The sequence below is a fragment of the Massilia pinisoli genome, assembly GCF_024753285.1.
Classification (GTDB): domain Bacteria; phylum Pseudomonadota; class Gammaproteobacteria; order Burkholderiales; family Burkholderiaceae_D; genus Telluria; species Telluria pinisoli.
This window is the reverse complement of the sequence record NZ_JANUGW010000007.1, coordinates 278,678-303,168: the sequence shown is the minus strand read 5'-3', so window position 1 is coordinate 303,168 and position 24,491 is coordinate 278,678. Positions and strand designations below refer to the sequence as shown.

Annotated in this window: 26 protein-coding genes; 18 read left to right on the top strand and 8 right to left on the bottom strand. The window is 65.5% G+C overall.

Annotation, left to right across the window (positions count from 1 at the left end; all coding sequences use genetic code 11):
* From NX784_RS12560 to NX784_RS12535, 7 genes are all read left to right on the top strand, one after another.
* Nucleotides 1-225 (top strand): hypothetical protein (locus tag NX784_RS12560; protein ID WP_258816998.1); only part of this gene is annotated, 225 nt, incomplete at its 5' end.
* Between the two features lie 568 nt (nt 226-793).
* The gene (locus NX784_RS12555) at nt 794-1,201 is read left to right on the top strand and encodes a hypothetical protein (protein ID WP_258816997.1); all 408 of its coding nucleotides are present in this window, start codon (nt 794-796) and stop codon (nt 1,199-1,201) included.
* 275 nt (nt 1,202-1,476) lie between these two features.
* Nucleotides 1,477-1,668 (top strand): transposase, encoded by a 192-nt coding sequence (locus NX784_RS28955; RefSeq protein WP_370662931.1) that lies wholly within the window; start codon nt 1,477-1,479, stop codon nt 1,666-1,668.
* 720 nt (nt 1,669-2,388) lie between these two features.
* A complete protein-coding gene (locus NX784_RS12550; RefSeq protein WP_258816996.1) occupies nt 2,389-4,563 on the top strand; it encodes a tetratricopeptide repeat protein in 2,175 nt (724 codons plus the stop codon).
* Between the two features lie 9 nt (nt 4,564-4,572).
* Complete coding sequence (locus NX784_RS12545; RefSeq protein WP_258816995.1) at nt 4,573-5,745, top strand: DegT/DnrJ/EryC1/StrS family aminotransferase; 1,173 nt, start codon at nt 4,573-4,575, stop codon at nt 5,743-5,745.
* A 207-nt stretch (nt 5,746-5,952) separates the two neighbouring features.
* On the top strand, nt 5,953-6,804 hold the full coding sequence (locus NX784_RS12540; RefSeq protein ID WP_258816994.1) for a flagellin N-terminal helical domain-containing protein: 852 nt from the start codon (nt 5,953-5,955) through the stop codon (nt 6,802-6,804).
* 85 nt (nt 6,805-6,889) lie between these two features.
* Entirely contained in the window at nt 6,890-7,726 is an 837-nt protein-coding gene (locus NX784_RS12535) for a hypothetical protein (RefSeq protein ID WP_258816993.1), read from the top strand.
* On the opposite strand, the gene NX784_RS12530 is transcribed toward NX784_RS12535, so the two are convergent.
* Genes NX784_RS12530 through NX784_RS12495 form a run of 8 tightly spaced genes read right to left on the bottom strand, consistent with a single transcriptional unit; the run spans nt 7,723 to nt 14,702 of the window.
* Entirely contained in the window at nt 7,723-8,391 is a 669-nt protein-coding gene (locus tag NX784_RS12530) for an acetyltransferase (RefSeq protein ID WP_258816992.1), read from the bottom strand. The genes NX784_RS12535 and NX784_RS12530 overlap by 4 nt on opposite strands.
* 17 nt (nt 8,392-8,408) lie before the next feature.
* The gene (locus NX784_RS12525) at nt 8,409-10,505 is read right to left on the bottom strand and encodes a flagellar biosynthesis protein FlhA (protein ID WP_307735958.1); all 2,097 of its coding nucleotides are present in this window, start codon (nt 10,503-10,505) and stop codon (nt 8,409-8,411) included.
* On the bottom strand, nt 10,502-11,644 hold the full coding sequence (locus NX784_RS12520; protein ID WP_258816991.1) for an EscU/YscU/HrcU family type III secretion system export apparatus switch protein: 1,143 nt from the start codon (nt 11,642-11,644) through the stop codon (nt 10,502-10,504). Before NX784_RS12520 ends, NX784_RS12525 begins: the two co-directional genes overlap by 4 nt.
* Nucleotides 11,637-12,416, bottom strand: coding sequence for a flagellar biosynthetic protein FliR (fliR, locus tag NX784_RS12515; RefSeq protein WP_258816990.1), 780 nt, complete (start codon nt 12,414-12,416; stop codon nt 11,637-11,639). The genes NX784_RS12520 and fliR overlap by 8 nt, the downstream gene beginning before the upstream one ends.
* Nucleotides 12,416-12,685 (bottom strand): flagellar biosynthesis protein FliQ, encoded by a 270-nt coding sequence (gene fliQ, locus NX784_RS12510; protein ID WP_258816989.1) that lies wholly within the window; start codon nt 12,683-12,685, stop codon nt 12,416-12,418. The genes fliR and fliQ overlap by 1 nt, the downstream gene beginning before the upstream one ends.
* Before the next feature lie 18 nt (nt 12,686-12,703).
* Nucleotides 12,704-13,492 carry a flagellar type III secretion system pore protein FliP gene (gene fliP / locus NX784_RS12505; protein WP_370662930.1) on the bottom strand — a complete coding sequence of 263 codons (789 nt, stop codon included), beginning with the start codon at nt 13,490-13,492 and terminating at the stop codon, nt 12,704-12,706.
* Nucleotides 13,489-13,788: a FliM/FliN family flagellar motor switch protein gene (locus NX784_RS12500; RefSeq protein WP_370662933.1), complete on the bottom strand. Its 300-nt coding sequence runs from the start codon at nt 13,786-13,788 to the stop codon at nt 13,489-13,491. Before NX784_RS12500 ends, fliP begins: the two co-directional genes overlap by 4 nt.
* A gap of 59 nt (nt 13,789-13,847) precedes the next feature.
* Nucleotides 13,848-14,702, bottom strand: coding sequence for a FliM/FliN family flagellar motor switch protein (locus NX784_RS12495; protein WP_258816987.1), 855 nt, complete (start codon nt 14,700-14,702; stop codon nt 13,848-13,850).
* Between the two features lie 353 nt (nt 14,703-15,055).
* Here NX784_RS12495 and fliE point away from each other — a divergent pair, with 353 nt between their 5' ends.
* From fliE to NX784_RS12440, 11 genes are read left to right on the top strand one after another with little or no spacing between them, the layout of a single operon-like run.
* Nucleotides 15,056-15,403 (top strand): flagellar hook-basal body complex protein FliE, encoded by a 348-nt coding sequence (gene fliE, locus NX784_RS12490; RefSeq protein ID WP_258816986.1) that lies wholly within the window; start codon nt 15,056-15,058, stop codon nt 15,401-15,403.
* Nucleotides 15,404-15,420: 17 nt separating this feature from the next.
* The gene (fliF, locus tag NX784_RS12485) at nt 15,421-17,145 is read left to right on the top strand and encodes a flagellar basal-body MS-ring/collar protein FliF (protein WP_258816985.1); all 1,725 of its coding nucleotides are present in this window, start codon (nt 15,421-15,423) and stop codon (nt 17,143-17,145) included.
* Entirely contained in the window at nt 17,126-18,148 is a 1,023-nt protein-coding gene (locus tag NX784_RS12480) for a FliG C-terminal domain-containing protein (protein ID WP_258816984.1), read from the top strand. The genes fliF and NX784_RS12480 overlap by 20 nt, the downstream gene beginning before the upstream one ends.
* Nucleotides 18,145-18,837 carry a flagellar assembly protein FliH gene (fliH, locus tag NX784_RS12475; protein ID WP_258816983.1) on the top strand — a complete coding sequence of 231 codons (693 nt, stop codon included), beginning with the start codon at nt 18,145-18,147 and terminating at the stop codon, nt 18,835-18,837. The genes NX784_RS12480 and fliH overlap by 4 nt, the downstream gene beginning before the upstream one ends.
* On the top strand, nt 18,834-20,150 hold the full coding sequence (gene fliI, locus NX784_RS12470; protein ID WP_258816982.1) for a flagellar protein export ATPase FliI: 1,317 nt from the start codon (nt 18,834-18,836) through the stop codon (nt 20,148-20,150). The genes fliH and fliI overlap by 4 nt, the downstream gene beginning before the upstream one ends.
* Nucleotides 20,147-20,599 (top strand): flagellar export protein FliJ, encoded by a 453-nt coding sequence (fliJ, locus tag NX784_RS12465; protein WP_258816981.1) that lies wholly within the window; start codon nt 20,147-20,149, stop codon nt 20,597-20,599. Before fliI ends, fliJ begins: the two co-directional genes overlap by 4 nt.
* Before the next feature lie 30 nt (nt 20,600-20,629).
* Nucleotides 20,630-22,036, top strand: coding sequence for a flagellar filament capping protein FliD (gene fliD, locus NX784_RS12460; RefSeq protein WP_258816980.1), 1,407 nt, complete (start codon nt 20,630-20,632; stop codon nt 22,034-22,036).
* A 10-nt stretch (nt 22,037-22,046) separates the two neighbouring features.
* Complete coding sequence (gene fliS / locus NX784_RS12455) at nt 22,047-22,433, top strand: flagellar export chaperone FliS (protein ID WP_166863505.1); 387 nt, start codon at nt 22,047-22,049, stop codon at nt 22,431-22,433.
* Nucleotides 22,426-22,755 carry a hypothetical protein gene (locus NX784_RS12450; RefSeq protein WP_258816979.1) on the top strand — a complete coding sequence of 110 codons (330 nt, stop codon included), beginning with the start codon at nt 22,426-22,428 and terminating at the stop codon, nt 22,753-22,755. Before fliS ends, NX784_RS12450 begins: the two co-directional genes overlap by 8 nt.
* A gap of 2 nt (nt 22,756-22,757) precedes the next feature.
* On the top strand, nt 22,758-23,960 hold the full coding sequence (locus NX784_RS12445; protein ID WP_258816978.1) for a flagellar hook-length control protein FliK: 1,203 nt from the start codon (nt 22,758-22,760) through the stop codon (nt 23,958-23,960).
* Nucleotides 23,961-24,012: 52 nt separating this feature from the next.
* Complete coding sequence (locus NX784_RS12440; RefSeq protein WP_307735957.1) at nt 24,013-24,474, top strand: flagellar basal body-associated FliL family protein; 462 nt, start codon at nt 24,013-24,015, stop codon at nt 24,472-24,474.
* The last annotated feature ends 17 nt before the right edge of the window (nt 24,475-24,491 follow it).

The window sequence follows — 24,491 nt, the reverse complement described above, 5'->3', positions numbered from 1 at the left end:
ACTGCTATGCTGAGCCAAATGGCCGGGTCCGGCCAGGAGCAGTCACTCGGATGCCTCTACCTAACGCTTTCGCTGACCGGTAAAACAGCCTGGACGCCACATTTTGTACGAGCATTTGCTCTTGGTGGAATAAGGTGTATGGCAGGTAAGGCTATTTTAAGTTTTGATGTAATGATAACCACAACACGTTATGAAAGCCCCGCCCACGCTTATTGCCGCCGCTGAGACGGCAATTCGAGACTGTCGTATCAAACCAAACCCTGTATCAGGGACGGGCGAAGTGGCCGAGGTGGCCCGGCTAGTCCTTCAGTTGCCCGAGAAACTGGTGCGGGAGTGGAGACCATATCTGGTCGCTGGTGAACTCGATGTGCTTGGAGTTTTTACGCATAAGACACCCAAGGCTCGTTGGACCGATCCCCGAGACAACAAATCGAAGGCACCTGAGCTTTGCGACCTGTTGTTCGTCCTCGACTGTGAAGAGCAGGGTGGCCGCACGAGGCGCGCGCTTCTAATCCAAGCTAAAGTCGCGGACGCAGGTACCACGCTAGGGCAGTTTACTGTGGATAAAAATGGCCCGGACATCCAGCGCTACCTCTACACACACTGGCCGAAATTTACGTTGACCGGACTTCGTAGAAAGTCTGCTCCGTTCAATATTGCGCCTACAACGCCAGGCACGTGTCCAGGAACTAGGTATTCCTGTATCGACGTCAATGCTCCGGCTCCAACTTCAGGTTGGTGGCTCGAGTCCGCCCAACCAGCAATACCGGTAGCGCGGGCAGGAGCCCCGGTTATGTATCACGGTACTTTCAATGCCACGATCCCGTTGGGCGAAGCGCTACACGCCATGGTAGAGGGAACCCTTGGTGCGCCTCTGATTAAGGGCAGTGAATGGGAGCGACTCGTAGAACATCTGGAGAAAGTCGCAGAGAGTCGCCACAACGCCGGCAAACAACCGCCGGACGTAGTAGCGACCGCTACCGGCACCTTACTGCCTCACGTCGCAGCAGCCTCGCTATTTATGACCGATGCTGGCGCGTTCTTTAACGAAAAGGCGAAGACCGGCTACGAGCTTTGGACTAATGGCGAGCCGCCTAACGACGAGCGACCATTGGTAGTTGTCGACGGACAAGCTCCCGGATTTGGCATTATTTACGTACGTCTAGTGTCACCAGAATGGCGCGGCGATATAGCAACCTAAGTGACCACCTTGATAACATCCTCTTGTGAGGCAGAGGCAGCGCACAAGGTCCGCTACGGGTCCAGGCTGTGTAAAAACGCAGAACGGCCCGGAGGCCAGCGACACTCTACTGCTCAAAACGTGCGCTATGACGTTTTCGCGAGGTCGCAAATGGTAAAGAGTCCCCTGAAAACAGGTGGATCTCGCGTTTTTACACAGCCTCGGTCGGTAGCGGACGTACACGGCGTTGCTTCGGCAGCTAAGATGGCGGCCTTGTTCCCAGACGGACTGATGCCATGGCCCAAGCACTTCTCCCCGAAGACCTTTGGTCGCTTGTAGCAGCTCATCTGCCAACCCACAGCAGGTCACCGAAAGGTGGACGGCCACGTCTCAACGATCGCGCGACCCTTACCGGAATTCTGTTCGTGCTCAAGACCCATATCCGGCTGCAGTCTGAACCGTGCCCAGGGCAGGAGATGACCTGCTAACGTCCGCTTTACGAACAGATGCGCGCCGGTATCAGCAGACTGGCGTCCACAACCTGTTCTTGCGGGCTCCACAAGGAAGGAGCTACACGAAAATTCCTGATCAGCTACGGAGAAATTACGGAGAGGTCTGCGAAGAACCGCATGAACACTATATTGTTGCTCCAGTCCATCATGGGGGCAACACTTAGAGTTCGCTTGCTTTGCTTCATCAATTTTCTACTTGGTCTTTCCGAAATGGTGCGATACCGTGCGCATGCCGCAAGGTCGCAAGTCCATGTCGGAAAACGTTTCAGCGACGGCAAAGGCCGTCACGTGGGTGCGGGAGTTCGAGGCTGAGATGGGCGCCCGGCGCTTCGACGACACTCGCGGGCTAGCGAATATTACCCTAAAAATGCCCGTCGATCCGGGATCGACACTTTCATCGGGGAATGGCAAGTTGTTGTCCCTTCCTCCGAAATAGCCGTGACCTGCACCGCCGCCGGGTTTCTTAAACCACATTTAGTAAGCCGGCCAGTGTCAAAAAATCTGCGGCGATCACGACACAGATATACAACAAGTATCGTCAGAACCTGCACAGACGGTTTACAATTCAAAGATATTTGTTTCCTTAGAGAAATAACAACGTTCGGGCCCTTCGCAGCCGACCTTCATGTCCATGACCTTTTCCCCTACCCGCGGCCAGGTGCCGTTCCTTCCCTGTTTCACGCCCGAGGCACGGCCATGAACAGCGTCCTGACTCCCACGATGACGAACGACATCAAACACCACCGCCGGACGGTGTCGCTGAACCCGCGCGACGCGAAGGCCCATGCGCTGCTGGGACTGGCCTTGCTGAAGGACGGCCAACTCGACGAAGGTATCGCGTGCCTGCGGCGCGCGCTGGAACTCAACCCGAAACTGCGCGACCTTCGCGGCTTGCTCGCTGCCGCCCTGTTCGAAGGCGGACGACACGAGGAAGCGGCCGACGCGTATCGGCAAGCGCTGCGCTTCGAGGACGAGGCCGAACTGCACCGGGGTCTGGCCAACAGCCTGGTACGCTTGAAGCGCCCCCAGGAAGCGGAGCCCAACGCGCGGCGCGCGGTCGAACTGGCGCCGCACAGCATTCCCGCATTACTCTGCCTCGCATCAACCCTGCACGGCCAGGGCCGTTTCGAGGACACCGCCGCCGTGTTCCGCCAAGTACTCGCACTCGATCCCGAACACGTCGACGCCCAATTCGACCTCGGCGAGATGCTGCACCGCCTGAACCGTCATGAGGAAGCCGTCGACTGCTACCGTGCCGTCGTCGCACGGCGGCCAGGCCATGTCAACGCGCACCGCCACATGGGGCTCAGCCACCGCCATCTGCGCCAGAACGCGGCGGCGCTGGCCTGCCTCGAACGCGCCGTCGAACTGGCGCCGGACCACGCGGGCATCCTGTGCGACTTCGGGGCCACCTTGCAGATGAACGGCAACCTGGACAAGGCGGCGCCGGTCCTGCGCAAGGCACTCGAACTCGACCCCAGCAGCGAGCACGCCCTCCGTGCCCTCGCCCATACCGCGTTCACGCTGGGCGAATGGGAGGAAGCGGTCGCCCTGAGCCGGCGCCTGTTGGAAATGTGCCCGACTCCGGAGACGCACAGCATGCTGCTGTTCATCCTGAGCCACTCCTGCCTGGACGCGGACGAGCTCACGCGCGAACACTTCGGCTTTGGCGAACGGTGGGAAGCGGAATGGCGCACGCAGTGGCAGTCGCATCCGAACGATCGCGATCCGATGCGCCAGTTGCGCATCGGCTTCGTGTCGGCCGACTTGTACAACCACGCGGTATCGCACTTCATCGCGCCGCTGTTCCAGTCGCTCAAGGACAATCCCGCGGTCGCGCTCTACATTTACTACAACAATACGATCGACGACGAGACGTCGCGCGGGATGCGCGCCAACGTCGCGGTCTGGCGTCCGATCGCCGACCTCGACGACGACGCGGCCGAACGCCTGATCCGCGCGGACGCCATCGACATCCTGATCGACCTGTCCGGCCATTCGGCCAGGAACCGCCTGCCGCTGTTCGCACGCAAGCCGGCGCCCATCCAGGCCACCTACATCGGCTATGGCGGCACCACCGGCATGCGCTCGATGGACTACATCCTGTGCGACCAGTTCCTCGTGCCGGAGGGTCGCTACGACAACCAGTTCAGCGAACAGATCGTGCGCCTGCCCTCGGGCGCCCTGTTCCTGCCCGACCTGGGTGCGCCACCGGTCAACGATCTGCCGGCACTGAAGAACGGCTACCTGACCTTCGGCAGCTTCCATCGCGCGAGCAAGCTCAGCCGCGGCGTGATCGCGCACTGGGCCAAGCTCCTGCACGCCGTGCCCGACTCGCGCATGCTGCTGGGTGGCCTGCAGCCCGGCATCGACGACAGGCTGATCGACTGGTTCGAACTGGAAGGCATTCCGCGCGAACGCCTGCTGCTGCGCCCGCGCGCGCCCGTCCACGAATACCTCAAGCAGCACTACGACGTCGACGTGTGCCTCAGTCCTTTCCCCTATACCGGCTCGACCACCATCGGTCACGCCTTGTGGATGGGCGTACCGACCTTGGCCGCCATCGGCCCCACCAACCCGAGCCACGCGGCGGCCGTCTTCATGGTGCACCTCGGCCTGGGCTCGTTCATCACCGAGGGCGACGACACCTACGTCAAGCTCGGCGTCTTCCTGGCCCAGAACACGGAGACGCTGGCGCTGATGCGCGCATCGATGCGCCAGCGCTTGAGCGATTCGATCCTGGGGTATCCGGACGTCGCCGCGGCCGGCCTCGAACTGGGTCTCCGCAAAATGTGGCAGCGCTGGTGCGACGGACAGGAACCGGCACCGCTCCAGGTGCGCCTGTCCGAACTCGTCCCCGCTTCCGAATAAGGCAACGACATGAAACCCATTCGCCAACAGGCCGACCTGGCCATCAACGGCGCCGCCCCCGCCTTCGACGATCCGCTCCACGTGGGCCGTCCGAACATGGGCGACCGCGACGCCTTCATGCGCCACGTCGGCGACATCTTCGACCGCCGCTGGCTCAGCAACGACGGCCCGCTCGTGCAGGAATTCGAGCGCCGCGTCGCCGACCACCTCGGTGTCAAGCATTGCGTCGCCATGTGCAACGGCACCATCGCCCTGGAGATCGCGATCCGCGCCCTCGGCCTCGAAGGCGAGGTGATCGTCCCGGCCTATACCTTCGTCGCCACGGCGCACGCGCTGCAATGGCAGGGCATCACGCCGGTGTTCGCCGACATCGACCCGGCCACGCACACGCTGTCGCCGGACGCGGTGCGCAAGATGATCACGCCGCGCACCACGGGCATCATCGGCGTGCACCTGTGGGGCCGGGCCGCGCCGGTGGAAGCGCTGGAGGCCGTCGCCGCCGAACACGACCTCCAGCTGATGTTCGACGCCGCGCACGCCTTCAGCTGCACCCACGGCGGACGCAAGATCGGCAACTTCGGCCGCTGCGAAGTGATGAGCTTCCATGCGACCAAGTTCTTCAACAGCTTCGAGGGCGGCGCCGTCGTCACCAACGACGACGAACTGGCGCGCACAATGCGGCTGATGCGTAACTTCGGCTTCTCCGGCCTGGACCAGGTGAGCTACCCGGGCACCAACGGCAAGATGATCGAGATCGCCGCCGCCATGGGCCTCGTCAACCTGGACGCCGTCGACGACGTCATCGCCGCCAACCGCGCCAACTACCGGGCCTACCGCGAGGCGCTCGCCGGCATCCCGGGCGTGCGCGTGGTGGAGTACGACGAGCGCGAACGCAACAATTTCCAATACATCATCATGGAAGTGACGCCGGATTGCCCGGTCCCGCGCGACACCGTGATCGACGCGCTGCGCGCGGAAAACATCCTGGCGCGCCGCTATTTCTGGCCCGGCTGCCACAAGATGGAGCCATATCGCTCGCTGTTCCCCCATGCCGGGCTGTTGTTGCCTGTCACCGAGGCCGTGGCCGACAGCGTCATCGTGCTGCCGACGGGGCAGACGATGGATCCGCACAAGATCGGCGTGGTGGCCCAGGTGATCCGTACGCTGGTCCAGGGCGCTTGACGGTACCGTTCCAGCGTATCAGGCCGGCCTTGTGCCGGCCTTTTCTTTTTGCAAAATGCCAAGTCCAAAAAAAATTTAAAAAATTTCCGCATGGCACTTAATGCCGATGCGAAACCGGTCGTCTTGTACATGTGAGAGCGAGCGAAACACTCGAAATCACAAGCCAAGCAGCCAACCGATCTTTTACTGAATACTTAGGAGCCAACCATGCTGAGCCTTCACACCAACAACGCCGCACTGTCGGCCCAGAACTCCATCAACCGCACCCAGGCCTCGCTATCGACCTCGATGACGCGCCTGTCGACCGGCTACCGCATCAACTCGGCAATGGACGACGCCGCCGGCCTGCAGATCGCTTCGCGCCTGCAAGCACAAACCTCGGGCATGGCTGTCGCAATGCGTAACACCCAGAACTCGACCTCCATGCTGCAGACCGCTGAAGGCGCGCTGGACGAAGTCAACAACATGCTGACCCGCATGAAAGACCTGGCCACCCAGGCTGCCGACGCCTCGTCGACCGCTTCCGACAAGACCGCAATGCAGTCGGAATTCGACGCACTGGGCAAGGAACTGGCAAACGTCATGAAGAACACCTCGTTCGCAGGCAACAAGCTGCTGATCGGCGGCACCGTCGGCGCATCGATGACCTTCCAGATCGGCGCGTCGTCGAGCGAAACCATGAGCGTCGACCTGAGCACCGCCCTGAACCAGGTGCAAACCGACGTGTCGAGCGCAACGGCCAACTACAGCGCCGCCACGACCGGCACCGAACTGACCGCATCGGCCAACGCCACGATCGGCACCCTGACCACCGCCCTGGCAGACGTCAGCACGCTGCGTTCGGGCCTGGGCGCTGCGGCGAACCGTCTGAGCCACGTGTACAACAACCTGTCGAACATCAGCACCAACAGCAAGGCCGCTGAAGGCCGTATCATGGACGTCGACTTCGCGACCGAATCGTCGAACATGACCTCCAGCCAGATGCTGCTGCAAGCCGGCACCGCGATGCTCAAGCAGAGCAACAGCATGTCCTCGATGGTCATGTCGCTGCTCCAGTAATGGGCTTTCTCCCGGTGTAACCCAGCCGGGAATCCTCGAAGGCCAACCACGCGGTTGGCCTTTTTACTTTTGAGTACCCGACACCATGGCCAGCATCCTTTTCCCGCCGCTTCTCCCGCCCGCGCCCGTGGTTCCGGCCGCGGCGCCGTCGCAGATCGGTCCGGCGCTGGCAGCCGCCGGTTCAGCCGCCCTGCTGCAGGCGGAGATCGAGTCCGTGCCGTTGCCGGCCGCGCAGCCCGCGCCGGCGCAGCCGTCCGCCGCCGAGGCAGGTCAGGACGGGGCTGCGATGCGACCCGACCAGGTGGCGATGGCGCGCCAGATGACCTGGCCGAACGCCGATGGCGGCGCGCTGGCCAGCGCCTGGCGCGGCATGGTGCGCAACTACGGCACCCAGCAGGCCATCCGCGAGCAGCAGATGCGCGAGGGGCAGTTGCCGACGGCGCTGCTGCAGGCCGGCCAGGACGCGCGCGCGGCACGCCTGGCCCAGTTGCAAAGTCCGCCGCCGGATGCGTGGCGCTTCACGGTCCATGCGGGGTCGCCCCGTGCACAGCACTTGCGCGTGGTGCAAGGCGAAGCGGAACAACAGCAGAACCGACGCCGCCGCACACGCGCCGCGCTGAGACTGGAACTCGTGCTGGCCGACGGCACCGTGGTCACGGTGCAGGCGACGCCCGTCGCCGACGGCATCAAGATGGAAGTGTGCGCGGCCGACCTGCCCGTGCTGGAGCGGCTGCGCGAGCTGCAGCCGCAACTGGAAGCGGCCGTGCGCCGCGCCGGGCTGCGCGTGCTGGCCTGGGCCTGGCGCGACGACCTGCCGGCCGGCCCTGTCCACGCGCGCCTGCCGTCGACCGAAGCGGCGACCGCGCTCAGCCTGCCCGTGTTCCGGGCGATGGCCGAACTGGCCCTGCTGCTGCCCGCCTAAACTGGCAGATGCCAGCCCGGCTGGCGTTCCTTGGCGACGCGCGCCGGCACGCCGACGGCGACGACGTTGTCCGGCAGCGAGCGCGTGACCACGCTCCCCGCGCCGACGACGGACCAGTGTCCGAGGACGCACTTGGGCAGGATGACGGCGCCCGCCCCCACGTCGGTCCCCTCGTGGATCAATACGTTGCCCGACACGCAACCGCGCGGGGTCAGGGTGACGAAATCGCGCAAGTCGGCGTCATGGCCGATCGTGCAGCCGACGTGCACCTGGACGTGCGCGCCGATGCGGATGTCCGTGGTCGCGAGGGCGCCGGCACAGAAGATCGTCCCCTCGCCGAGGTGGACGCCCTCGCCCATCCAGGCGCGCGGATGAACCAGCGTCGCGAAGCGGTTCCGGCACCGCTGCCGGATGCGCTCGGCCACCTGGCGCCGCGCCGCCGAGGAACCGATAGCCACGACGACCCACACGTCCGGGTTCGCGGCCAGCCAGTCGATGCCGCCGAGGACCGGCAGGCCGGCCACCTGCGCCGGACTGTCGAAACCCGGGTCGACCAGGAAACCGGCGCACGCCCAGGTCGGCTGCACGGCATTGATGTCGCGGATGATCTGCAGGACTTCCCGTCCGAGCCCGCCGGCGCCATAGATCGCGATACGCTGTTCCATACGGTTCTCCCCGCCGATCACCCCACGGTGCCGATGATCGACACTTCGCGGTTTTCCGGAATCTCGTTATACGACAGCACGTTCAAACCCGGCGCGAACAGGCGCGCGTAGCGGGCCAGCAGCGGACGAATCTGCGGCAGCACCAGCAGCAACGGCGGCGTGTGCTGCTGCTTCATCTGCTCGCGCGCCACCGGCATGTTCAGCTGCAGTTGTGACAGCAGTTGCGGGTCGATCGGGTAGTTGTCCAGCACGACCTTGCCGCCGTTGTTCTGGCGCGCCTGGTTCAGGGAACCGAGCAGCATGTTTTCCAGTTCGCCCGACAGGTTAAACGCGGGCATGTCCTTCTTCTTGCCGTACAGGCCCGAGACGATCTGGCGACGCAGCGCGCAGCGCACCTCGGCCGCGAGCAGGATCGGATCCTTCGTCGTTTCCGAGCTGTCCAGCAAGGTCGTCGCGATGACGACGATGTCCTTCAGCGACACGTTCTCGGCCAGCAGCACGCGGAACACGCGCAGGAGCTGCGTGTGCGTGAGGGCCTTGTCCAGCGCGCCGGCCAGCTTCGGCGACAGCGCCGTCAGGCGCTCCATCAGCGCTGGCACGTCCTCGTGGCGGAACAGCTCCGCCAGGTAGTCGCGCGCGACCTTCGACGCGTGCGTGGCGATCACGCTCGGCACCTCGACGACCTGGTAGCCCTGCCCCAGCGCATGCGCCTTCTGGTCCGGTTCGATCCACGTGACGGCCATGCCGAACGCCGGTTCGATGCCGGGGATGCCGTCGATGTCGCCATACACGTTCGGCGACGGGATCGCCATCAGGCATTCGGCCACGACCTCGCCTTCGGCCACGACGGTGCCGTTGATCGCGATCGCGTACTGGTTCGGGCGCAACGTGAGGTCGTCGCGCACGCCGATCGGCGGCAGTAGCAGGCCCATTTGTTCGGAGAGGCTCTGGCGCACGCCCTTGATGCGCTTCGGCAGGACCTCGCCCTGCGCCTTGTCGACGAGGTGCACGAGCTTGTAGCCGACGGTGATCGAGATCGGCTGCACGACGGGGAGCTGCTGCCAGTCGAGTTCCGGCGCACGGTCGTCGCGCAGCGCGGCTTCGATGGCGGACATGCTCGATTCGTCCGGCGCCTTCACTTCTTCTTTCGACAGGCGGAAGCCGACGTAGCCGAGGGCCGAGGCGAACACCATGAAGAAGAACCACGGCATGCCCGGCACGAGGGCCAGGATCACCATCACGCCCGCCGCCGAGTACAGCACCGTGGGGTTGGCGAGCAACTGGCCGCCGACCTGCTGTTCGAAGTCGCCCGAATCGCTGATGCGGGTGACGAGGATTGCCGCCGCCGCCGACAGCAGCAGTGCCGGCACCTGGGCCACGAGGCCGTCGCCGATGGTCAGCAGAGCGTACTGGCGGAACGCGTCGGCGAACGACAGGTCGTGCATCACGGCGCCGATGGCGACCCCGCCGATCATGTTGATCAAGAGGATGAGGATCGACGCGATCGCGTCGCCGCGCACGAACTTCGACGCACCGTCCATCGCGCCGTAGAAGTCCGCCTCGGCCGCCACTTCCTTGCGGCGCAGCTGGGCTTTTTCCTGGTTGATCAGGCCCGCGTTCAAGTCGGCGTCGATCGCCATCTGCTTGCCGGGCAGCGCATCCAGCGTGAAGCGCGCGGACACTTCCGAGATACGCTCGGAACCCTTCGTCACGACGACGAAGTTGATGATCATGAGGATCACGAAGACGACGATACCGACGACGAAATTGCCGCCGATGACGACGTTACCGAACGCCTCGATCACGTGGCCCGCGGCCGCCGTGCCTTCGTGGCCGTGCAGCAGCACGACGCGCGTCGACGCGACGTTCAGCGCGAGGCGCAGCAAGGTGGTGCCGAGGATGACGGTCGGGAAGACGGAGAAATCCAGCGGCCGCTTGGCCGACACGGACGTCAGGATCACGATCAGCGCCAGCACGATGTTGAACGTGAACAGCACGTCCAGCACCACCGGCGCCAGCGGCAGCATGATCATCGCCAGGAGCGTCAGCAGGAACGCCGGCGTGGCGATCTTCTGACGGCGCACCTCGAGCATCAAGCTGTTCAGGAAATTCATGTCGGGGATACCTCACTCAAAGCGGCCGGCACGGCCACGTCATTCGGGAACCGGGGGGCGGCCTGGCGCCGGCCCGCACGGAAAGCGTTCAATTGCAGCACGTAGTTCAGCACCTGCGACACGGCCTGGTACAGCGCGGCGGGAATCTGCTGCTGCACCTGGCTCGTGTTGTAGATGGCACGTGCCAGCGGCGGCAACGCGATCGTCTCGATCTGGTGCTTGGCCGCGATCTGGCGGATATACAAGGCCATCTCGTCGATGCCTTTGGCCACCACGTATGGCGCTTCCGCACGCTTGGTGTCGTACTTCAGCGCGACCGCGTAGTGCTCGGGATTCACGATCACCACGTCGGCGGTCGGCACCGTCTTGTTCACGTTGCGGCGGGCCATCTGCTGCTGCAGCTGGCGGATGCGCGAACGGATCTCGGGCTTGCCCTCGGTGCTCTTGTATTCTTCCTTCACTTCCTGCTTGCTCATGCGCTGGCTGCGGGCGAACATGAACGCCTGCAGCGGCACGTCGATCAGCGCGAACAGCACGAACACGGCGACCAGCGCCATCACGCCGTCGAACATCATGCCGGCGCCGTGCAGCAAGGCGTCCGACAGCGGCATGCGCTGCAGGTTGACCCAGGCCGACAGCGCGGAGCGCACGACGTGCACGAGCACCATCGCCAACATCGCGGCCTTCGCGAGCGACGTGGCGAACGTCGTCCAGTGCTTGCCCGACGCCAGCTGGCCCAGGTTCTTGATGGGCGAGAAGCGGTCGAACTTCGGCATCAGGTTGTTCGTCGAGAAGACGAAGCCACCCGGCACGACGCCGGCCACGACGACCGCGAGCGGCACGCCCAGCAGCGGCAGCACCATCTTCACGAGCAGCACCGCGGCACCGCTCCACACGACGGACATCGCGTTCTCCATCGAGCCGGCCGCACCGAGCGGCGCGTACACGAGCCGGAACAGCGACCGGAACGACTCCAGGTAGCCCGGCAGCAGGTACGCGAACAGCTTCAGGCTCGCGAGGATGCCTACGGCCGTCGCGAGGTCCTTCGAGCGGACGACGTGGCCCTGCTCGCGCGCCTTCTTCAGCTTCTGGGCTGACGCCTTTTCTGTCTTGTCGCCGCCGGTGCCGGTATCAGCCATGCGCCGCCCTCATCTGCTGCTGGAGCATCTCCAGCACCTGGTTGGTCATCTGCACGTAGTGCTCCGGGATGAAGCGCACGACCTGCACGAGCATCATGAGGCCGAACAGCGTCACCAGCGAAAAGCCCAGCGAGAACAAGTTCAGCGCCGGTGCCACGCGATTCAGGAAGCCGAAGCCGATCTGCACGACCATCGTCGAGAACACGATCGGCAGCGCCAGCAGGATCGCGGCCGAGAACACCCAGCCCACGTTCAGCGCGACGGTCTGCAGCAGCAGGCCCTGGTAGCCGCCGCCGACGGGCCAGGCGAGGAAGCTCTGGCCCAGCACGCCCGCGAGCACGAGGTGACCGTCGACGCCGAAGAACACGAGGATCGCGACGATGCCGAGCAGGCCCGAGATCACGTCCGACTGCTGGCCGTTGAGCGGATCGTTCATCTGCGCCATCGAAAAGCCCACCTGGCTCGAGACGAGGAAGCCGAGCATGTTCACGACGGCCATCGTCAGTTGCAGCGCGAAGCCGAGCACGGCGCCGATCACGGCCTGCTCGATCATCACGACGACGCCCGCGAGCGAAAACGCATCGGGCGTCACGGCGCCCTTCGTCAGCGGCAGCATCAGGAACGCGAGCGACAGCGACAGCAGCGCGCGTACCGGCACGGGGACGAGCGCGTCGCCGACGACGGGCGCCGTCGACAGCAGCGCCATGATGCGGCAGAACGGCCACCACAGCGCGCTGATGAACGGCAGCAGCAGGTGCGAGACTTCCAGCATCAGCCGACGAGGGTCGCGGCGCGCTGGAACACGCTCACGCAATAGTCCATCAGTTTGCCCGTCATCCAGTGGGCGGAGATGATCAGGGCCAGCAGGGTCACGAGGAGGCGCGGCAGGAAGGAGAGCGTCTGCTCGTTGATCTGGGTGGCGGCCTGCACGAGCGCGACGATGATGCCGGCCACGAGGCCCGGCACCACCAGCACCATCACGAGCAGCATCACCAGCTGCAGGGCTTCGACGACGAAGTCGACGGCGATATCAGGAGTCATACGGATAATGGCAGCCGGCTAGATGCCGTGGATGCTGCCGACGAGGGTATTCACGGTCAGGGTCCAGCCATCGACCAGCACGAACAGCAGCAGCTTGAACGGCAGCGAGATGACGAGGGGCGACAGCATCATCATGCCCATGGCCATCAGCACCGACGATACCACGAGGTCGATGATCAGGAACGGAATGAACAACATGCAGCCGATCTGGAACGCGCTTTTCAGTTCCGACAGCACGAACGCGGCGAGCTTCACGGTGAAGCCGCGCTCCATCGGCTTCATCTCGGCCGGTTCGCCGGACAGGTGCGCGATCTGCGCGAGCGCCGTCTTGCTCGTCTGCGCGAGCATGAAGCGCGACAGCGGCACCTCGGCGATCTTGAGTGCCTGCTCCAGCGAGATCTTGTCCTTGTCGTAAGGCACGAACGCTTCGTTCCAGACCTGCATGCCGACCGGACGCATGACGAGCAAGGTGAGGATCAGCGCGACGCCGGTGACGATCCGGTTGGGCAGGCCCTGCTGCAGGCCGAGCGCCTGGCGCAGCAGCGACAGCACGATCACGAAGCGCGTGAAGCTGGTCATCATCATGACCATCACGGGCAGCAGCCCGAGGATGGTCATCAGGACCAGGATCTGCGACTTCACCGTCAGGCCGCTGGTCGAGCCGGGGATCACGCCGGGCAGGACGTCCGGTCCCGCCGGGGCGGCCCACACGCTTGCACTGGCCAGCAACAACAAGGCGCCGCCCGCGAGCGGCGCGAAGCGGCGGAGGTTGGTCGACACCCCAACGCCGCGGCGTTGCAACGTCATGACGTGATCAGGTCCAGGTTGAGGCCGTCCAGGTCGATCACCTTCAGGCCGTACTGCTCGCCCGCGACGACCACTTCGGCGCGGCCGATCGCGGCGCCGTTGACCTTGATGACGAGCGGCTCGCCCGCCATGACGTCGAGCGGCAGCACGCTGTCCGGGCCGATCGCCATCAGTTCCTGCAGCGAGATGCGGGCCGAGCCCACTTCCAGCGTCAGCGTCACCGGGATGCGGCGCATCATCTGGGGCAGGCGCGGCGAGGCTTTCGGTGCGGCTGCCGCGGGTGCGGTTTCTTCCATCTGCTCGTCGTCGATGAGGATGTCGCCACCGGCGAATTGATCGTTGAGGTTCATGTTGATTACTCGGCGTCTTCAAAAGAGGTTAAACACAGCTTGCCTTTGTGCTCGGCGACGGCGGCGGTGAACAACCGCGCCTCGTCGAGCAGGACGTCGGCCCGGCCCACGTTCACCGGAATCACGTCGCCCACCTTGAGGTCGAACAGTGCGCCCAGGGTGATTTCCTTGCTGACCAGGCGGCCGTCCAGCTTGACCTGGAGCTTGGTCGCAAGGGGCTCGGCCGGACCGCGCGCGGCGATCTGGCGGCCATTTTCCGGGCGCAGCGTGCCCAGGATCGTGGCCATCAGTTGCTGGTCGGGCGCGATCCAGAACTGGCCGGTGTTGTCGTTGTTATCACGTACGTGGACGCGCAGGGCCCAGTTGCTTTCGCCGGGCATTGCCGAAGCCACCACGGCGTTGGCCTGGACGGGCCGCGGCGCGACGTCCATTGCCACACTGGCAGCGACGCGTGCATACAACAGGTCCACCATTTGTTGCGTCAGTACGACGCCTAATCTTTCTTCGGTGGCCGTGACGCGCTCGGTTTGCGGGTCCCGCTGAGTTGCGCCGGCACCACGTCCACCGTAGCGCCGCTCCAATAGTGTCAGTAATAAACCACGCTCGAACGTCACCGCGACGGTGCCCAACGCACCCAGTACGGCCATCCAGCGCAGGCTGTGGTCTTGCGGCGCACGGCCGAATTCGACGTGGTCGAGGCGCCATCCGGCCCAGTAGCGACGGGCATGGCCCTGCATCGCCGCCTCCAGGTCGTCCTGCAGGCGCGTCGCAAACTGGGGCAGCAGGTGTACCGGACGCCCCAGGAGAGAGGGGTCGAGCACTTGGTGCTGCGCGGTGGTGTCGGGGGTTGCAATCGGCATGGTCAAATTAAAAAAATGATAAGCAGAGATGCTTTCTTTTCATTCCTCTGGGCAACTATTATACCTGGGAAATTGTGTCGCGCTATTTGATTTTCCCCTTTGAATTCGCCATTGCCCTACGGTAAGATGCAGTTACTGCGCTGGGGAAAACAAAAACTCACTCTGGGTATTCGACGGGACCGCTGCTATTCTCCTCGGTTCCGCGCCAGAAACCAAGCCACAGTATGCCGCTGAACATTTAACAATTTTCTAAATGACAACGGCTGTTTCATTAAATGTAACAGCTGAAGCCGATAGCAACATTTACGAAAAGTTACAACCCGCAAACTTACAGCATGGGAGTGATGAACACGATGGGAACTGAACTTGCCGGCCTCATCAGGGCCGACCTGGCAGCCCTTAACAACGATGCCAGCCGACTTAACGTCATGGCGCCGTCAGTGGACGCCGGCCACCCCGCCCTGGGCGATGGCAACGGCAACTTCTCCTTCGCGCAGAGCATGAAGAATGCCCTGGCCAGCGTGGACCAGGACCAGCAGGTGGCCAACCAGAAGATGGAAGCCGTGGACAGCGGCAAGAGCGACGACCTGGTCGGCGCCATGCTGTCGTCGCAGCAGGCCAACCTGTCCTTTTCGATGCTCATGCAAGTTCGTAACAAAGTCATGGGCGCCGTCGACGAGCTGCTCAAGCTGCCCGTCTGACAGGAAGACACTTGACCGTGATCGCTACTCTCAAGTCCGCCTTTGGCGGCAAGCGCCTGGCCCTGCCGCCCGCGCTGTCCAAGAACCTGACCCCGATGCTGGTGCTGGCCATCGGCATCACCGCGGCCGTCATGCTGTACACGTGGAACGACCAGGCCGGCTACAAGCCAGTGTTCGGCGCCCACGAGAAGGTCGTCGCCAGCGACATGATGAGCGTGCTCGACGCCGAGCACGTGCCCTACCGCATCCACCCGGATTCGGGCCAGGTGATGGTCCCGACGGGCCAGCTGGGCAAGGTGCGCATGCTGCTGGCGGCCAAGGGCGTGACCGCGCAGCTGCCGGCCGGCCTGGAGCTGATGGACAAGAACGACCCGCTGGGCGTGTCGCAATTCGTGCAGGACGTGCGCTTCCGCCGCGGCCTGGAAGGCGAGCTGGCGCAGTCGATCCTCACGCTCGACGCCATCGCGTCGGCACGCGTGCACCTGGCCATCGCCAAGTCGTCGTCGTTCGTCGCGAGCGATGGCGACAAATCGTCGGCATCCGTCGTGGTGGCCGTGAAGCCGGGCCACAACCTGTCGAACGAACAGATCGCCGCCATCGTGAACATGGTCGCCGGCAGCGTCGCGGGCCTGGCCCCGGCGCGCGTGTCGCTCGTCGATCAGAGCGGCAACTACCTGTCGTCGCGCGTCGACCTGACCGAAGGCTTCGACGGCGCCGCCCAGGGCGATGCCGCCGCCAAGCGCTACCAGGATGAAGTGCGCGCCAACGTGGCCGGCCTGCTCGGCCCGGTGCTGGGTGCCGACAACTTCAAGGTCAGCGTGACGGCCGACGTCGACAACGACAAGATCGAGGAAACGCAGGAGAAGTACGGCGCGGACCCGAAGGTCACCAGCGAAGCGATGCGCGAGGAAATGGAAAAGAGCCGCATGGCGCTGGGCGTGCCGGGCACGCTGTCGAACCGTCCGCCGGTCGCGAGCAATCCGGCCGATCCGAGCGCCGCGAACGCGAACGCCGCGGGCGACGCGAACGCCAAGGCCGACGACGGCAGCGCGCGCAAGAACGCGACGACCCGCCAGTACGCCTACGACCGCGCGATCACGCAGATCAAGCGCTCGCGCGGCCGCCTCAAGAAGCTGTCGGTGGCCGTGGTACTGAACAACGCCAAGGCCGCGACGCCGAAGACGGGCTGGAGTCCGGCCGAGATCGCGAACATCGACAAGATCCTGCGCGGTGGCCTGGGCATCGACACGAACCGCGGCGACGTGCTGACGGTGTCGTCGCTGAGCTTCCCGGCACCGGCGCCAAGCGAGCCGTGGTACCAGGAGCGCGACAACATCGTCGACATGGCCGGCTACGCGATGTACGCGATCGGCGCCCTGCTCGGCTGGCTGCTCGTGCTGCGTCCGCTGATGCGCATGCTGACCCAGCGCATGGCACCGAAGGCGGCGGCTGCGAACCTGGCGACCGTCCAGGCCGGTGCCGCCAACGCCCTCGCGGCTGGCCACAACGCCGGCGCCCTGCCGGCCCCTGCCACGGCAGGTGCGGCGGCAGCCCAGCCGGCAACGGCCAGCGGCACGCTGCCGGTCCAGGCGCTGCTCGAGGAATACGATTTGCCCCCGGCCGGTTCGGCCGTGGATGTGATGGTCGACCATCTGAAAGTACTGGCGGGTAAAGAGCCGGAGCGGGTCGCTGAAGTGGTCAAACAATGGGTGCAAAAGAAAAATGGCGGATCTGAACAATAACGACGTGCAGGAAGCAGTGCTGAGCCCGGTCGAACAGGCCGCGATCGTATTGCTGTCCATCGGCGAAGAGCCGGCCGCGGCCGTGCTGCGCTGCCTCGAGCGCGAGGAATTGATCGAGCTGACCCAGGTGATGAGCCGGATGAGCGGCATCAAGGTCGACGCCGTCAAGAACTCGATCCAGAAGTTCTTCGACGACTATCGCCAGCAGAGCGGCCTGCACGGCGCCTCGCGCAGCTACCTGAAGCGCTCGCTGGACCTGGCGCTCGGCAGCGAAATCGCGAACAGCGTGCTGAACACGATCTACGGCGACGCCATCCGCCCGATGATGGCGCGCCTGCAGTACGCGTCGCCGAAGTGGCTCGCAGACTACATCGCCGCCGAGCACGTGCAGATGCAGGCCGTGTTCCTCGCCTTCCTGCCGCCCGCGCTGGCCGGCCAGATCATCGACGCGCTGCCGGAAGACGGGCGCGAACTGGTGCTCTTGAACCTGGCACGCCTGGAAGAGATCGACCGCGAGCTGCTCGCCGAGCTGGAAGAGCTGGTGCAGCGCTGCCTGTCCGCGCTCGACACGCAGAGCGCCACCGTGGAAGGCGTGCGCCAGGCGGCCGACATCCTGAACCGCCTGCCGAACAACCGCGCCACGATGGTCGAGCTGCTGCGCGCGCACGATCCGGACGTCGTGTCGAAGATCGAGATGTCGATGTACGACTTCTTCATCCTGTCGACGCAGACCGAACAGACGATCACGCGCCTGCTCGACGAGATCCCGCTGGAGCAGTGGGCGATCGCGCTCAAGGGTGCGGAACCCGCGCTGCGCGACGCGGTGCTGGGCGCGATGCCGAAGCGCCAGGCGCAGAGCTTCGACGACCTCATGAAGCGTTCCGGCCCCGTGCCGATGTCGCGCATCGTGCAGACCCGCCAGGAGATCATGGCGCAGGTCAAGGAGCTCGTCGACAACGGTGAGATCGAAGTCCAGCTGTTTGCCGAGGCGACCGCGGAATGAAGCAGTTCCGGCCTTATCACTTCCCGCCGCTGGCGCAGTTCATCGCTGCCGGCGCGGCCAAGGGCGCGCAATCGTCGTCCTCCGCCACGCCGACCGAAGACTGGCAGAGCGCGGTGGCCGACGGCTATCGCCAGGGCCAGCGCGAAGGCTATGAAGTCGGCCTGGACGAAGGACGCGCCGACGGCTACGACGCGGGCCACGCGGAAGGCGTGGAGCGCGGCATCGCCGAAGGCCGCCAGCAGGCGCTGGCCGAGCTGGAACAGATGGCCAAGCCCGTCGACGCGATGCTGCGCAGCCTGAAGAAGATGAAGACCGAATTCCGCAACGCCCAGCGCAAGGAAGTCGTGGACCTGGTCGGCAAGATTGCCCGCCAGGTGATCCGCGCCGAGCTGGCGCTGCAACCCGTGCAGATGCTGAACCTCGTCGACGAGGCGCTGGCCGCGATGCCGCCCACGCGCGACGACGTGGAAGTGTTCATGAATCCGGAAGAACTCAAGCGCATCCAGGAACTGGATCCGAAGCGCGCCAAGAAATGGAATCTGATGTCCGATCCTGCCCTGGAACTCGGCGAGTGCCGCGTGCGTGCGGGCGACCATGAAGTGGACGCCGGCTGCCAGGGCCGCCTGACCGCCTGCATGGCGCAGGTGCGCGACAGCCTGGACGCATCCGGCAAGGAGGACGCGGAATGAGCGCCCTGGCCGCAACCCTGCGCAGCCTCGAGATCAAGGCGCCGCCCGTCGCGACGCCGACCGGCCGCCTCGTCGCCGTGCAAGGCCTGCTGCTCGAAAGCGTGGGCTGCCGCCTGCACACGGGCCAGCGCTGCCGCGTCGAGACCGTCGACGGCAACTGGCTCGACGCGCAGGTCGTGGGCTTCCGCGACAAGGTCACGTACCTGATGCCGTTCAAGCAGGCCGACGGCCTCGTGACGGGCGCGCGCGTGCTGCCGGCCACGGGTCCGTCCAGCATCCAGATCGGCCCGTCGTGGATGGGCCGCATGGTGAATGGCCTCGGCGAGCCGATCGACGGCCGCGGCAAGCTCGGTGGCGAAGAAACGCTGTCGACGACGCCGCCGAAGGTCAACCCGCTCAAGAAGGCACCGGTGGAAGAGCCGCTGGACGTCGGCGTGCGCGCGATCAATTCGATGCTTACGCTCGGCAAGGGCCAGCGCGTGGGCCTGATGGCGGGTTCCGGCGTCGGCAAATCGGTGCTGCTCGGCCTGATCACGCGCCAGACCGTGGCCGACGTGATCGTCGTGGGCCTGATCGGCGAACGTAACCGCGAGGTGCGCGAGTTCATCGAGAAGTCGCTGGGTCCGGAAGGCTTGAAGCGCGCCGTCGTCGTCGTGGCGCCGGCCGACGAAAGCCCGCTGATGCGCGTGATGGCGACGGAACTGTGCCACTCGATAGCGGCGCACTTCCGCGACCGCGGCCAGAACGTGCTGCTGCTGTGCGATTCGCTGACGCGCTACGCGATGGCGCTGCGCGAAGTGGCGCTGTCGCTGGGCGAACCGCCGGCCACGCGCGGCTATCCGCCGTCCGTGTTCTCGAACCTGCCGCAGCTGGTGGAATCGGCCGGCAATGGCGAAAACGAGAACGGCAGCATGAGCGCGATCTACACGGTGCTGGCGGAAGGCGACGACCAGCAGGACCCCGTCGTCGACAGCGCCCGCGCGATCCTCGACGGCCACATCGTGCTGACGCGCGAGCTGGCGGAACGCGGCCACTATCCGGCGATCGACGTGGCGCAATCCATCAGCCGCTGCATGGCGCAGGTGGTGTCGCCGGAACATGCGCTGGCCGCGCGCAAGCTGAAAGCGTCGCTGGCCAAGCATGCGCGCGTGCGCGACCTGATCCCGCTCGGCGCGTACCAGCCGGGCGCCGATCCGGAGACCGACCGCGCCGTCAAGCTGCACCCGCATATCGAAGCATTCCTGTGCCAGGGCACGCGCGAAGACGCGCCGTTCGCCGGCTGTATCGACCAACTGAAAGCGATGATGGCATGAGCAAGCGCGAGACGATCACCAGCCTGGACACCCTCGTGCGCGTGCGCAGCACCGAGGTCGAGCGCCTGCAGACGACGCTGGCCCGCAAGGAAGCGACGCGGGCACGCTACCAGACGAGCGTGGAACGCCTGACCGCGCTGGCCGAAGGCAGTGGCCCGTCGGGCCAGCCGGCCGGCACGCGGCCGCTGTCGCCGGCGCTCGCCATGAACTGCGGGAATTACAAGCAGGCCGTGTTCGCGCTGGCGGACACGCACCGCACCGATCTGCAACTGCACGAAGCCGACATGGCCGTCGCGCAGCAGAACCTGGCCCAGGCCTGGACGCGGCGCGAGCTGCTGGGCAAGGTGCTGGAGCAGCACGAGGCCGCTTACGCGCGCACGCAGGAACGCACGCAGCGCAAGCGCGAAGACGAAATCGCCACGCAATCCTGGCTCGCCCGCCAGGCTTGATCGTCCACTCACCACTCTGAAGGAGCCAACATGTCGACCATTACCGCACCGGCCTACGATCCGACCACCACGGCAACCGCGATGGCACAGAAGTCCGTCGCGGAACCCCAGCAGACGATCAACAACCAGACCGCCCTGGCGAATGCCACCGCGAGCGGATTGTCGAAGCTGAGCGGGGCGATCTCCGCCTTCCAGACGAGCCTGAGTTCACTGACGGGCCTCGGCAGCTCGATGCTGGCGCAAAGCGCCACCTTCTCCGACACGTCGGTCGGCAGCGCCACCGCGAAACCGCTGGCGGCCGCCGGCACCTACAGCCTGTTCGTGCAACAGCTGGCCACGGCGAGCCAGGTGTCGTACAACAACCTGTCGGACGGCAGGACGGCGGGCGGCACGCTGAAAGTGGTGCTGTCGAACGAAACGACCGCGACCACGACCGCCTCGTTCAACGTCGACCTGTCGGCCGCCTCCGCGGACACCGACGGCGACGGCAAGCTGAGCATCACCGAGGTGGCCGCCGCGATCAACCGCTCTGCCGGCAACACGGGCCTCGTCTCGGCCGGCGTCGTCACGATCGGTACCGACACCCGCCTCGTGCTGACCTCGAAGAACACGGGCGAAGCCAACACGGTGTCGCTCGATCCGTCGCTCGTGACCGACGGCACGCTGCAGACCGGCCTCGGCACGCGCTCCATCGTGAATGCGGCCCAGGACGCCATCGTCCTGTTCGGCGGCAAGGCCGGCACGCCGATGCAGCAGTCGTCGAACACCTTCACGAACATCAGCGGCGTATCGGCGACGTTCACCCGCGCACAAGGCGCGGCCGAAAACCCGATCACGTTGACGGTCAACAGCGACAGCGCAGGCACGACCAAGAACGTGCAGGCGTTCGTCGACGCGTACAACAAACTGAAGACGACGATCGACGGCCTCGTCGACCCAGGCAGCCCGAGCAGCAACCAGGCCGCCGGCGTCTTCGCCGACGATTCCGGGATCAAGGCGCTGCAAGCCCGCCTGATCGACCTGGTGCGCCCGAACGGCACCCTGTCGCTGGCCGCCTACGGCATCACGGCCAACCGCGACGGGACGCTGGCGCTGGACTCCACCCGCCTGACCAAGCAGCTGGCCAGCAATCCGAACGGCCTGGACCAGCTGATCGGCTCAAGCAGCATCAGCAGCCCGACCGGCATCGCCGGCAGCCTGAACACCTACCTGAACCTGTGGAGCAACAGCACCACGGGCCAGATCCAGCAGCGTACCGATGCCAACACGAAGTTGCAATCGGACCTGAGCAAGCGCCAGACCGACCTGAGCGCGCAATACGATTCCGCTTACCAGCGTTACCTGAAGCAATTTACTGAACTGCAGACCCTGCAGTCGGCAATGAACAGCAACCTGTCCATGTTCGACGCAATGTTCGGAAACGATAAGTCCTCCTGAGAGAACAGCCATGTCCTACGAAGCCTACAGCAGCTACCACGCCACGAGCCTGGACGCGCAGACGTCGCGCGCCTCGCCGGTCGAACTGGTGCTGGTCCTGACCGACGGCCTGATCGACGAGCTGGCGCGCGCGCGCGCCCACATCGTCGCCAAGCGCTACGAGCAGCGCGCCAACAGCATCAACAAGTGCGTCGACATCATCAACGGCCTGTCGAGCTCCCTCGACTTCGAGAGTGGCGGCCAGGTCGTGGCGAACCTCGCCAACCTGTACGATTTCTGCGTCACGCACCTGCACGGCGCCGGCATCAAGCAGGATCCGGCGATGGTCGACGAAGTCATGAAGATCATGACGACCATCCGCCAGGGCTGGGACGGCGTCCGGTCGCGCAATGGCTGATCCACTCGACCGCCAGGCCAAACTCGCGCAGCTCGGCGACGCCATGCAGGCCGCCGCCGCGCGCGCCGACTGGGACCGGCTGGCCACGCAAGTCCGCGCGCTGATGCCGGCGTTGCGCGCGCTGGCCGAGCAGGGTCCTTGGAACGCCGCGGAACGCACCGCGCTGGAGCGGGTCCGTGCCCAGCACACCGCCGCTGCCACCGCCGCCGCCGCGGCCGGGCGCGCGCTCGCATCGCGCCTGGAAGACATGCGCGCCAATAAAGAGGGCTGGGTCGCCTATGCGATGTACAGCGAAACCGAACTCGACCCAATCCAGGAATGACGATGATGCTCAACACCGTATCCCCTTCGATTCCGGCCAAGCCGGCCCAGCAGGCCAGCGCCCCGGCCGCCGCCAACGACGCGGCGCCGGCACCGGCCGCGGCCGCGGCATCGGCACCGGCCGACAACGCAGGCGCCGCCCAGGCGCCGGCACAGCCGTTCGCACGCTGGCTCGGCCAGCAGTTCGACGTCGCCGTGCCGGTGGCGCAGGCCGCCGTGCCGGCCGCGCCCGAAGCGGATGACGGCAGCACGCCGGCGCCGACCGCCGCACCGGCGGCCACGGACGACCAGAGCACCGATACCGGCAAGCCCGCGGCCGCCGCGCCCGACACGGCACTGCTGGCCGCGATGGCAATGCCGCTGATGCCGCTGTCGCCGCAACAGATCACGCAAGCCGTGCAGGCCGCCCAGGGCGGACCGCACACCGCGACCGGCGATACCGCCAAGGCCGACGCGCCGACCCCGGCGCCCGCCGTCTCCGGCCAGGACAGCCGCCGTGCGCCCGCTGCCCTGCCGCAGGCCCTGCTCGTGCAGGCGCTGGCGACGGCACCGGCGGGCGCGACGGCCGCACCGGTGGCGGACACCCATGCCGCCGTCGCAGCAAGCGTGCAGGCCAATGCGGCCAACGGCAACGCCGCCGGCGGCCAGGATGCGAACGCGGATGCCGCGCCCGCCCCGGGTGCGCAAGGCGTTTCGGCCGGCACGAACCTCGCCGCGGCCGTGCCAGGCGCCGTCGCGGTGCAGCCGGCCCAGCCGGCCGCCGATACCGTCAAGCTGGCCGGCTCGCCGACCGCATGGCGCCAGAGCCTGCAAGAAACGCTGGGCGACCGCCTGAACGTGCACGTCGCGAACAACGTGCAGCAGGCCACGATCAGCATCGAGCCGCCGCAGCTGGGCCGCATCGACATCGCGATCCGCCACAGCGCCGGCACGCTGGAAGTGAACATCTCCGCCTCGAACGGCGACGTGCTGCGCCAATTGCAGACCGTCAGCGACAATCTGCGCAACGATTTGTCGCAGCGCCAGTACACGGAAGTGGCCGTGACGGTCACCCCGACACCGAAGAACAATGCGGCGCCGTTCGGCGACCCGCAGCAGCAGGGCCGCGGCCGCCAGCAAGGCCGCGATCAGGACAACGAGCCTGGCCGCGGTTTGGCCGAGGCCGGCAACCCCGCGTCCGTGTTCAACCTCGGCCGCGAATCGTAAGCAACGGATGCATCGATAGCGCCCACAAGGTGCGAGTACCAACATGAGCAAAATGAAAATGATTATCGCCATCGCCGGCGCCGTGATCGTAAGTGCGGCCGGCGCGGGCGGCGCGGTCTGGTGGTTCATGCCCAAGCCCGCTGCGGCAGCCGGCGCGGCCAAGAAGGTCGAACCGGACAAGCCGAAGGACGGCAAGCCGCTCAAGTACGTGACCTTGGACAAGGTCATCGTGATGCTCCGTCGCGGCCCGGACGACAGCGACGCGCACTACCTGTCCACGGACCTCGTGCTGTCGACGGAAGCGTCGAAGGAAAAGGAAACGAAGGAAAACCTGCCGCTGCTGCGCAGCCTGGCGGTGCGGACCCTCTCGGCCTACACGATGAAGGAAGCGTCCGGCATGACGGTCGAGCAGTACGCGGACCAGTTGAACAAATCCTTCGACGCCAATTATGAGCACGAGCACACGGAAAAACCGTTCGTGCAAGTCATGATCGGCAAGCTGATCATCGAATAATCATCGGGGACAATGTG

Excerpts from the sequence above, each read along its gene's own strand:
- NX784_RS12545 (WP_258816995.1), top strand. The coding sequence starts at position 4,573 with ATGAAACCCATTCGCCAACAGGCCGACCTGGCCATCAACGGCGCCGCC.
- NX784_RS12495 (WP_258816987.1), bottom strand. The coding sequence starts at position 14,702 with ATGCCGATTGCAACCCCCGACACCACCGCGCAGCACCAAGTGCTCGAC.
- NX784_RS12540 (WP_258816994.1), top strand. The coding sequence starts at position 5,953 with ATGCTGAGCCTTCACACCAACAACGCCGCACTGTCGGCCCAGAACTCC.
- NX784_RS12535 (WP_258816993.1), top strand. The coding sequence starts at position 6,890 with ATGGCCAGCATCCTTTTCCCGCCGCTTCTCCCGCCCGCGCCCGTGGTT.
- fliH (WP_258816983.1), top strand. The coding sequence starts at position 18,145 with ATGAAGCAGTTCCGGCCTTATCACTTCCCGCCGCTGGCGCAGTTCATC.
- NX784_RS12440 (WP_307735957.1), top strand. The coding sequence starts at position 24,013 with ATGAAAATGATTATCGCCATCGCCGGCGCCGTGATCGTAAGTGCGGCC.
- NX784_RS12520 (WP_258816991.1), bottom strand. The coding sequence starts at position 11,644 with ATGGCTGATACCGGCACCGGCGGCGACAAGACAGAAAAGGCGTCAGCC.
- NX784_RS12525 (WP_307735958.1), bottom strand. The coding sequence starts at position 10,505 with ATGAATTTCCTGAACAGCTTGATGCTCGAGGTGCGCCGTCAGAAGATC.
- NX784_RS12500 (WP_370662933.1), bottom strand. The coding sequence starts at position 13,788 with ATGGAAGAAACCGCACCCGCGGCAGCCGCACCGAAAGCCTCGCCGCGC.
- fliI (WP_258816982.1), top strand. The coding sequence starts at position 18,834 with ATGAGCGCCCTGGCCGCAACCCTGCGCAGCCTCGAGATCAAGGCGCCG.
- NX784_RS12450 (WP_258816979.1), top strand. The coding sequence starts at position 22,426 with ATGGCTGATCCACTCGACCGCCAGGCCAAACTCGCGCAGCTCGGCGAC.
- NX784_RS12530 (WP_258816992.1), bottom strand. The coding sequence starts at position 8,391 with ATGGAACAGCGTATCGCGATCTATGGCGCCGGCGGGCTCGGACGGGAA.
- fliR (WP_258816990.1), bottom strand. The coding sequence starts at position 12,416 with ATGCTGGAAGTCTCGCACCTGCTGCTGCCGTTCATCAGCGCGCTGTGG.
- NX784_RS12480 (WP_258816984.1), top strand. The coding sequence starts at position 17,126 with ATGGCGGATCTGAACAATAACGACGTGCAGGAAGCAGTGCTGAGCCCG.
- fliP (WP_370662930.1), bottom strand. The coding sequence starts at position 13,492 with ATGACGTTGCAACGCCGCGGCGTTGGGGTGTCGACCAACCTCCGCCGC.
- NX784_RS28955 (WP_370662931.1), top strand. The coding sequence starts at position 1,477 with ATGGCCCAAGCACTTCTCCCCGAAGACCTTTGGTCGCTTGTAGCAGCT.
- fliD (WP_258816980.1), top strand. The coding sequence starts at position 20,630 with ATGTCGACCATTACCGCACCGGCCTACGATCCGACCACCACGGCAACC.
- fliS (WP_166863505.1), top strand. The coding sequence starts at position 22,047 with ATGTCCTACGAAGCCTACAGCAGCTACCACGCCACGAGCCTGGACGCG.
- NX784_RS12555 (WP_258816997.1), top strand. The coding sequence starts at position 794 with ATGTATCACGGTACTTTCAATGCCACGATCCCGTTGGGCGAAGCGCTA.
- fliQ (WP_258816989.1), bottom strand. The coding sequence starts at position 12,685 with ATGACTCCTGATATCGCCGTCGACTTCGTCGTCGAAGCCCTGCAGCTG.
- fliJ (WP_258816981.1), top strand. The coding sequence starts at position 20,147 with ATGAGCAAGCGCGAGACGATCACCAGCCTGGACACCCTCGTGCGCGTG.
- NX784_RS12445 (WP_258816978.1), top strand. The coding sequence starts at position 22,758 with ATGATGCTCAACACCGTATCCCCTTCGATTCCGGCCAAGCCGGCCCAG.
- NX784_RS12550 (WP_258816996.1), top strand. The coding sequence starts at position 2,389 with ATGAACAGCGTCCTGACTCCCACGATGACGAACGACATCAAACACCAC.
- fliE (WP_258816986.1), top strand. The coding sequence starts at position 15,056 with ATGGGAACTGAACTTGCCGGCCTCATCAGGGCCGACCTGGCAGCCCTT.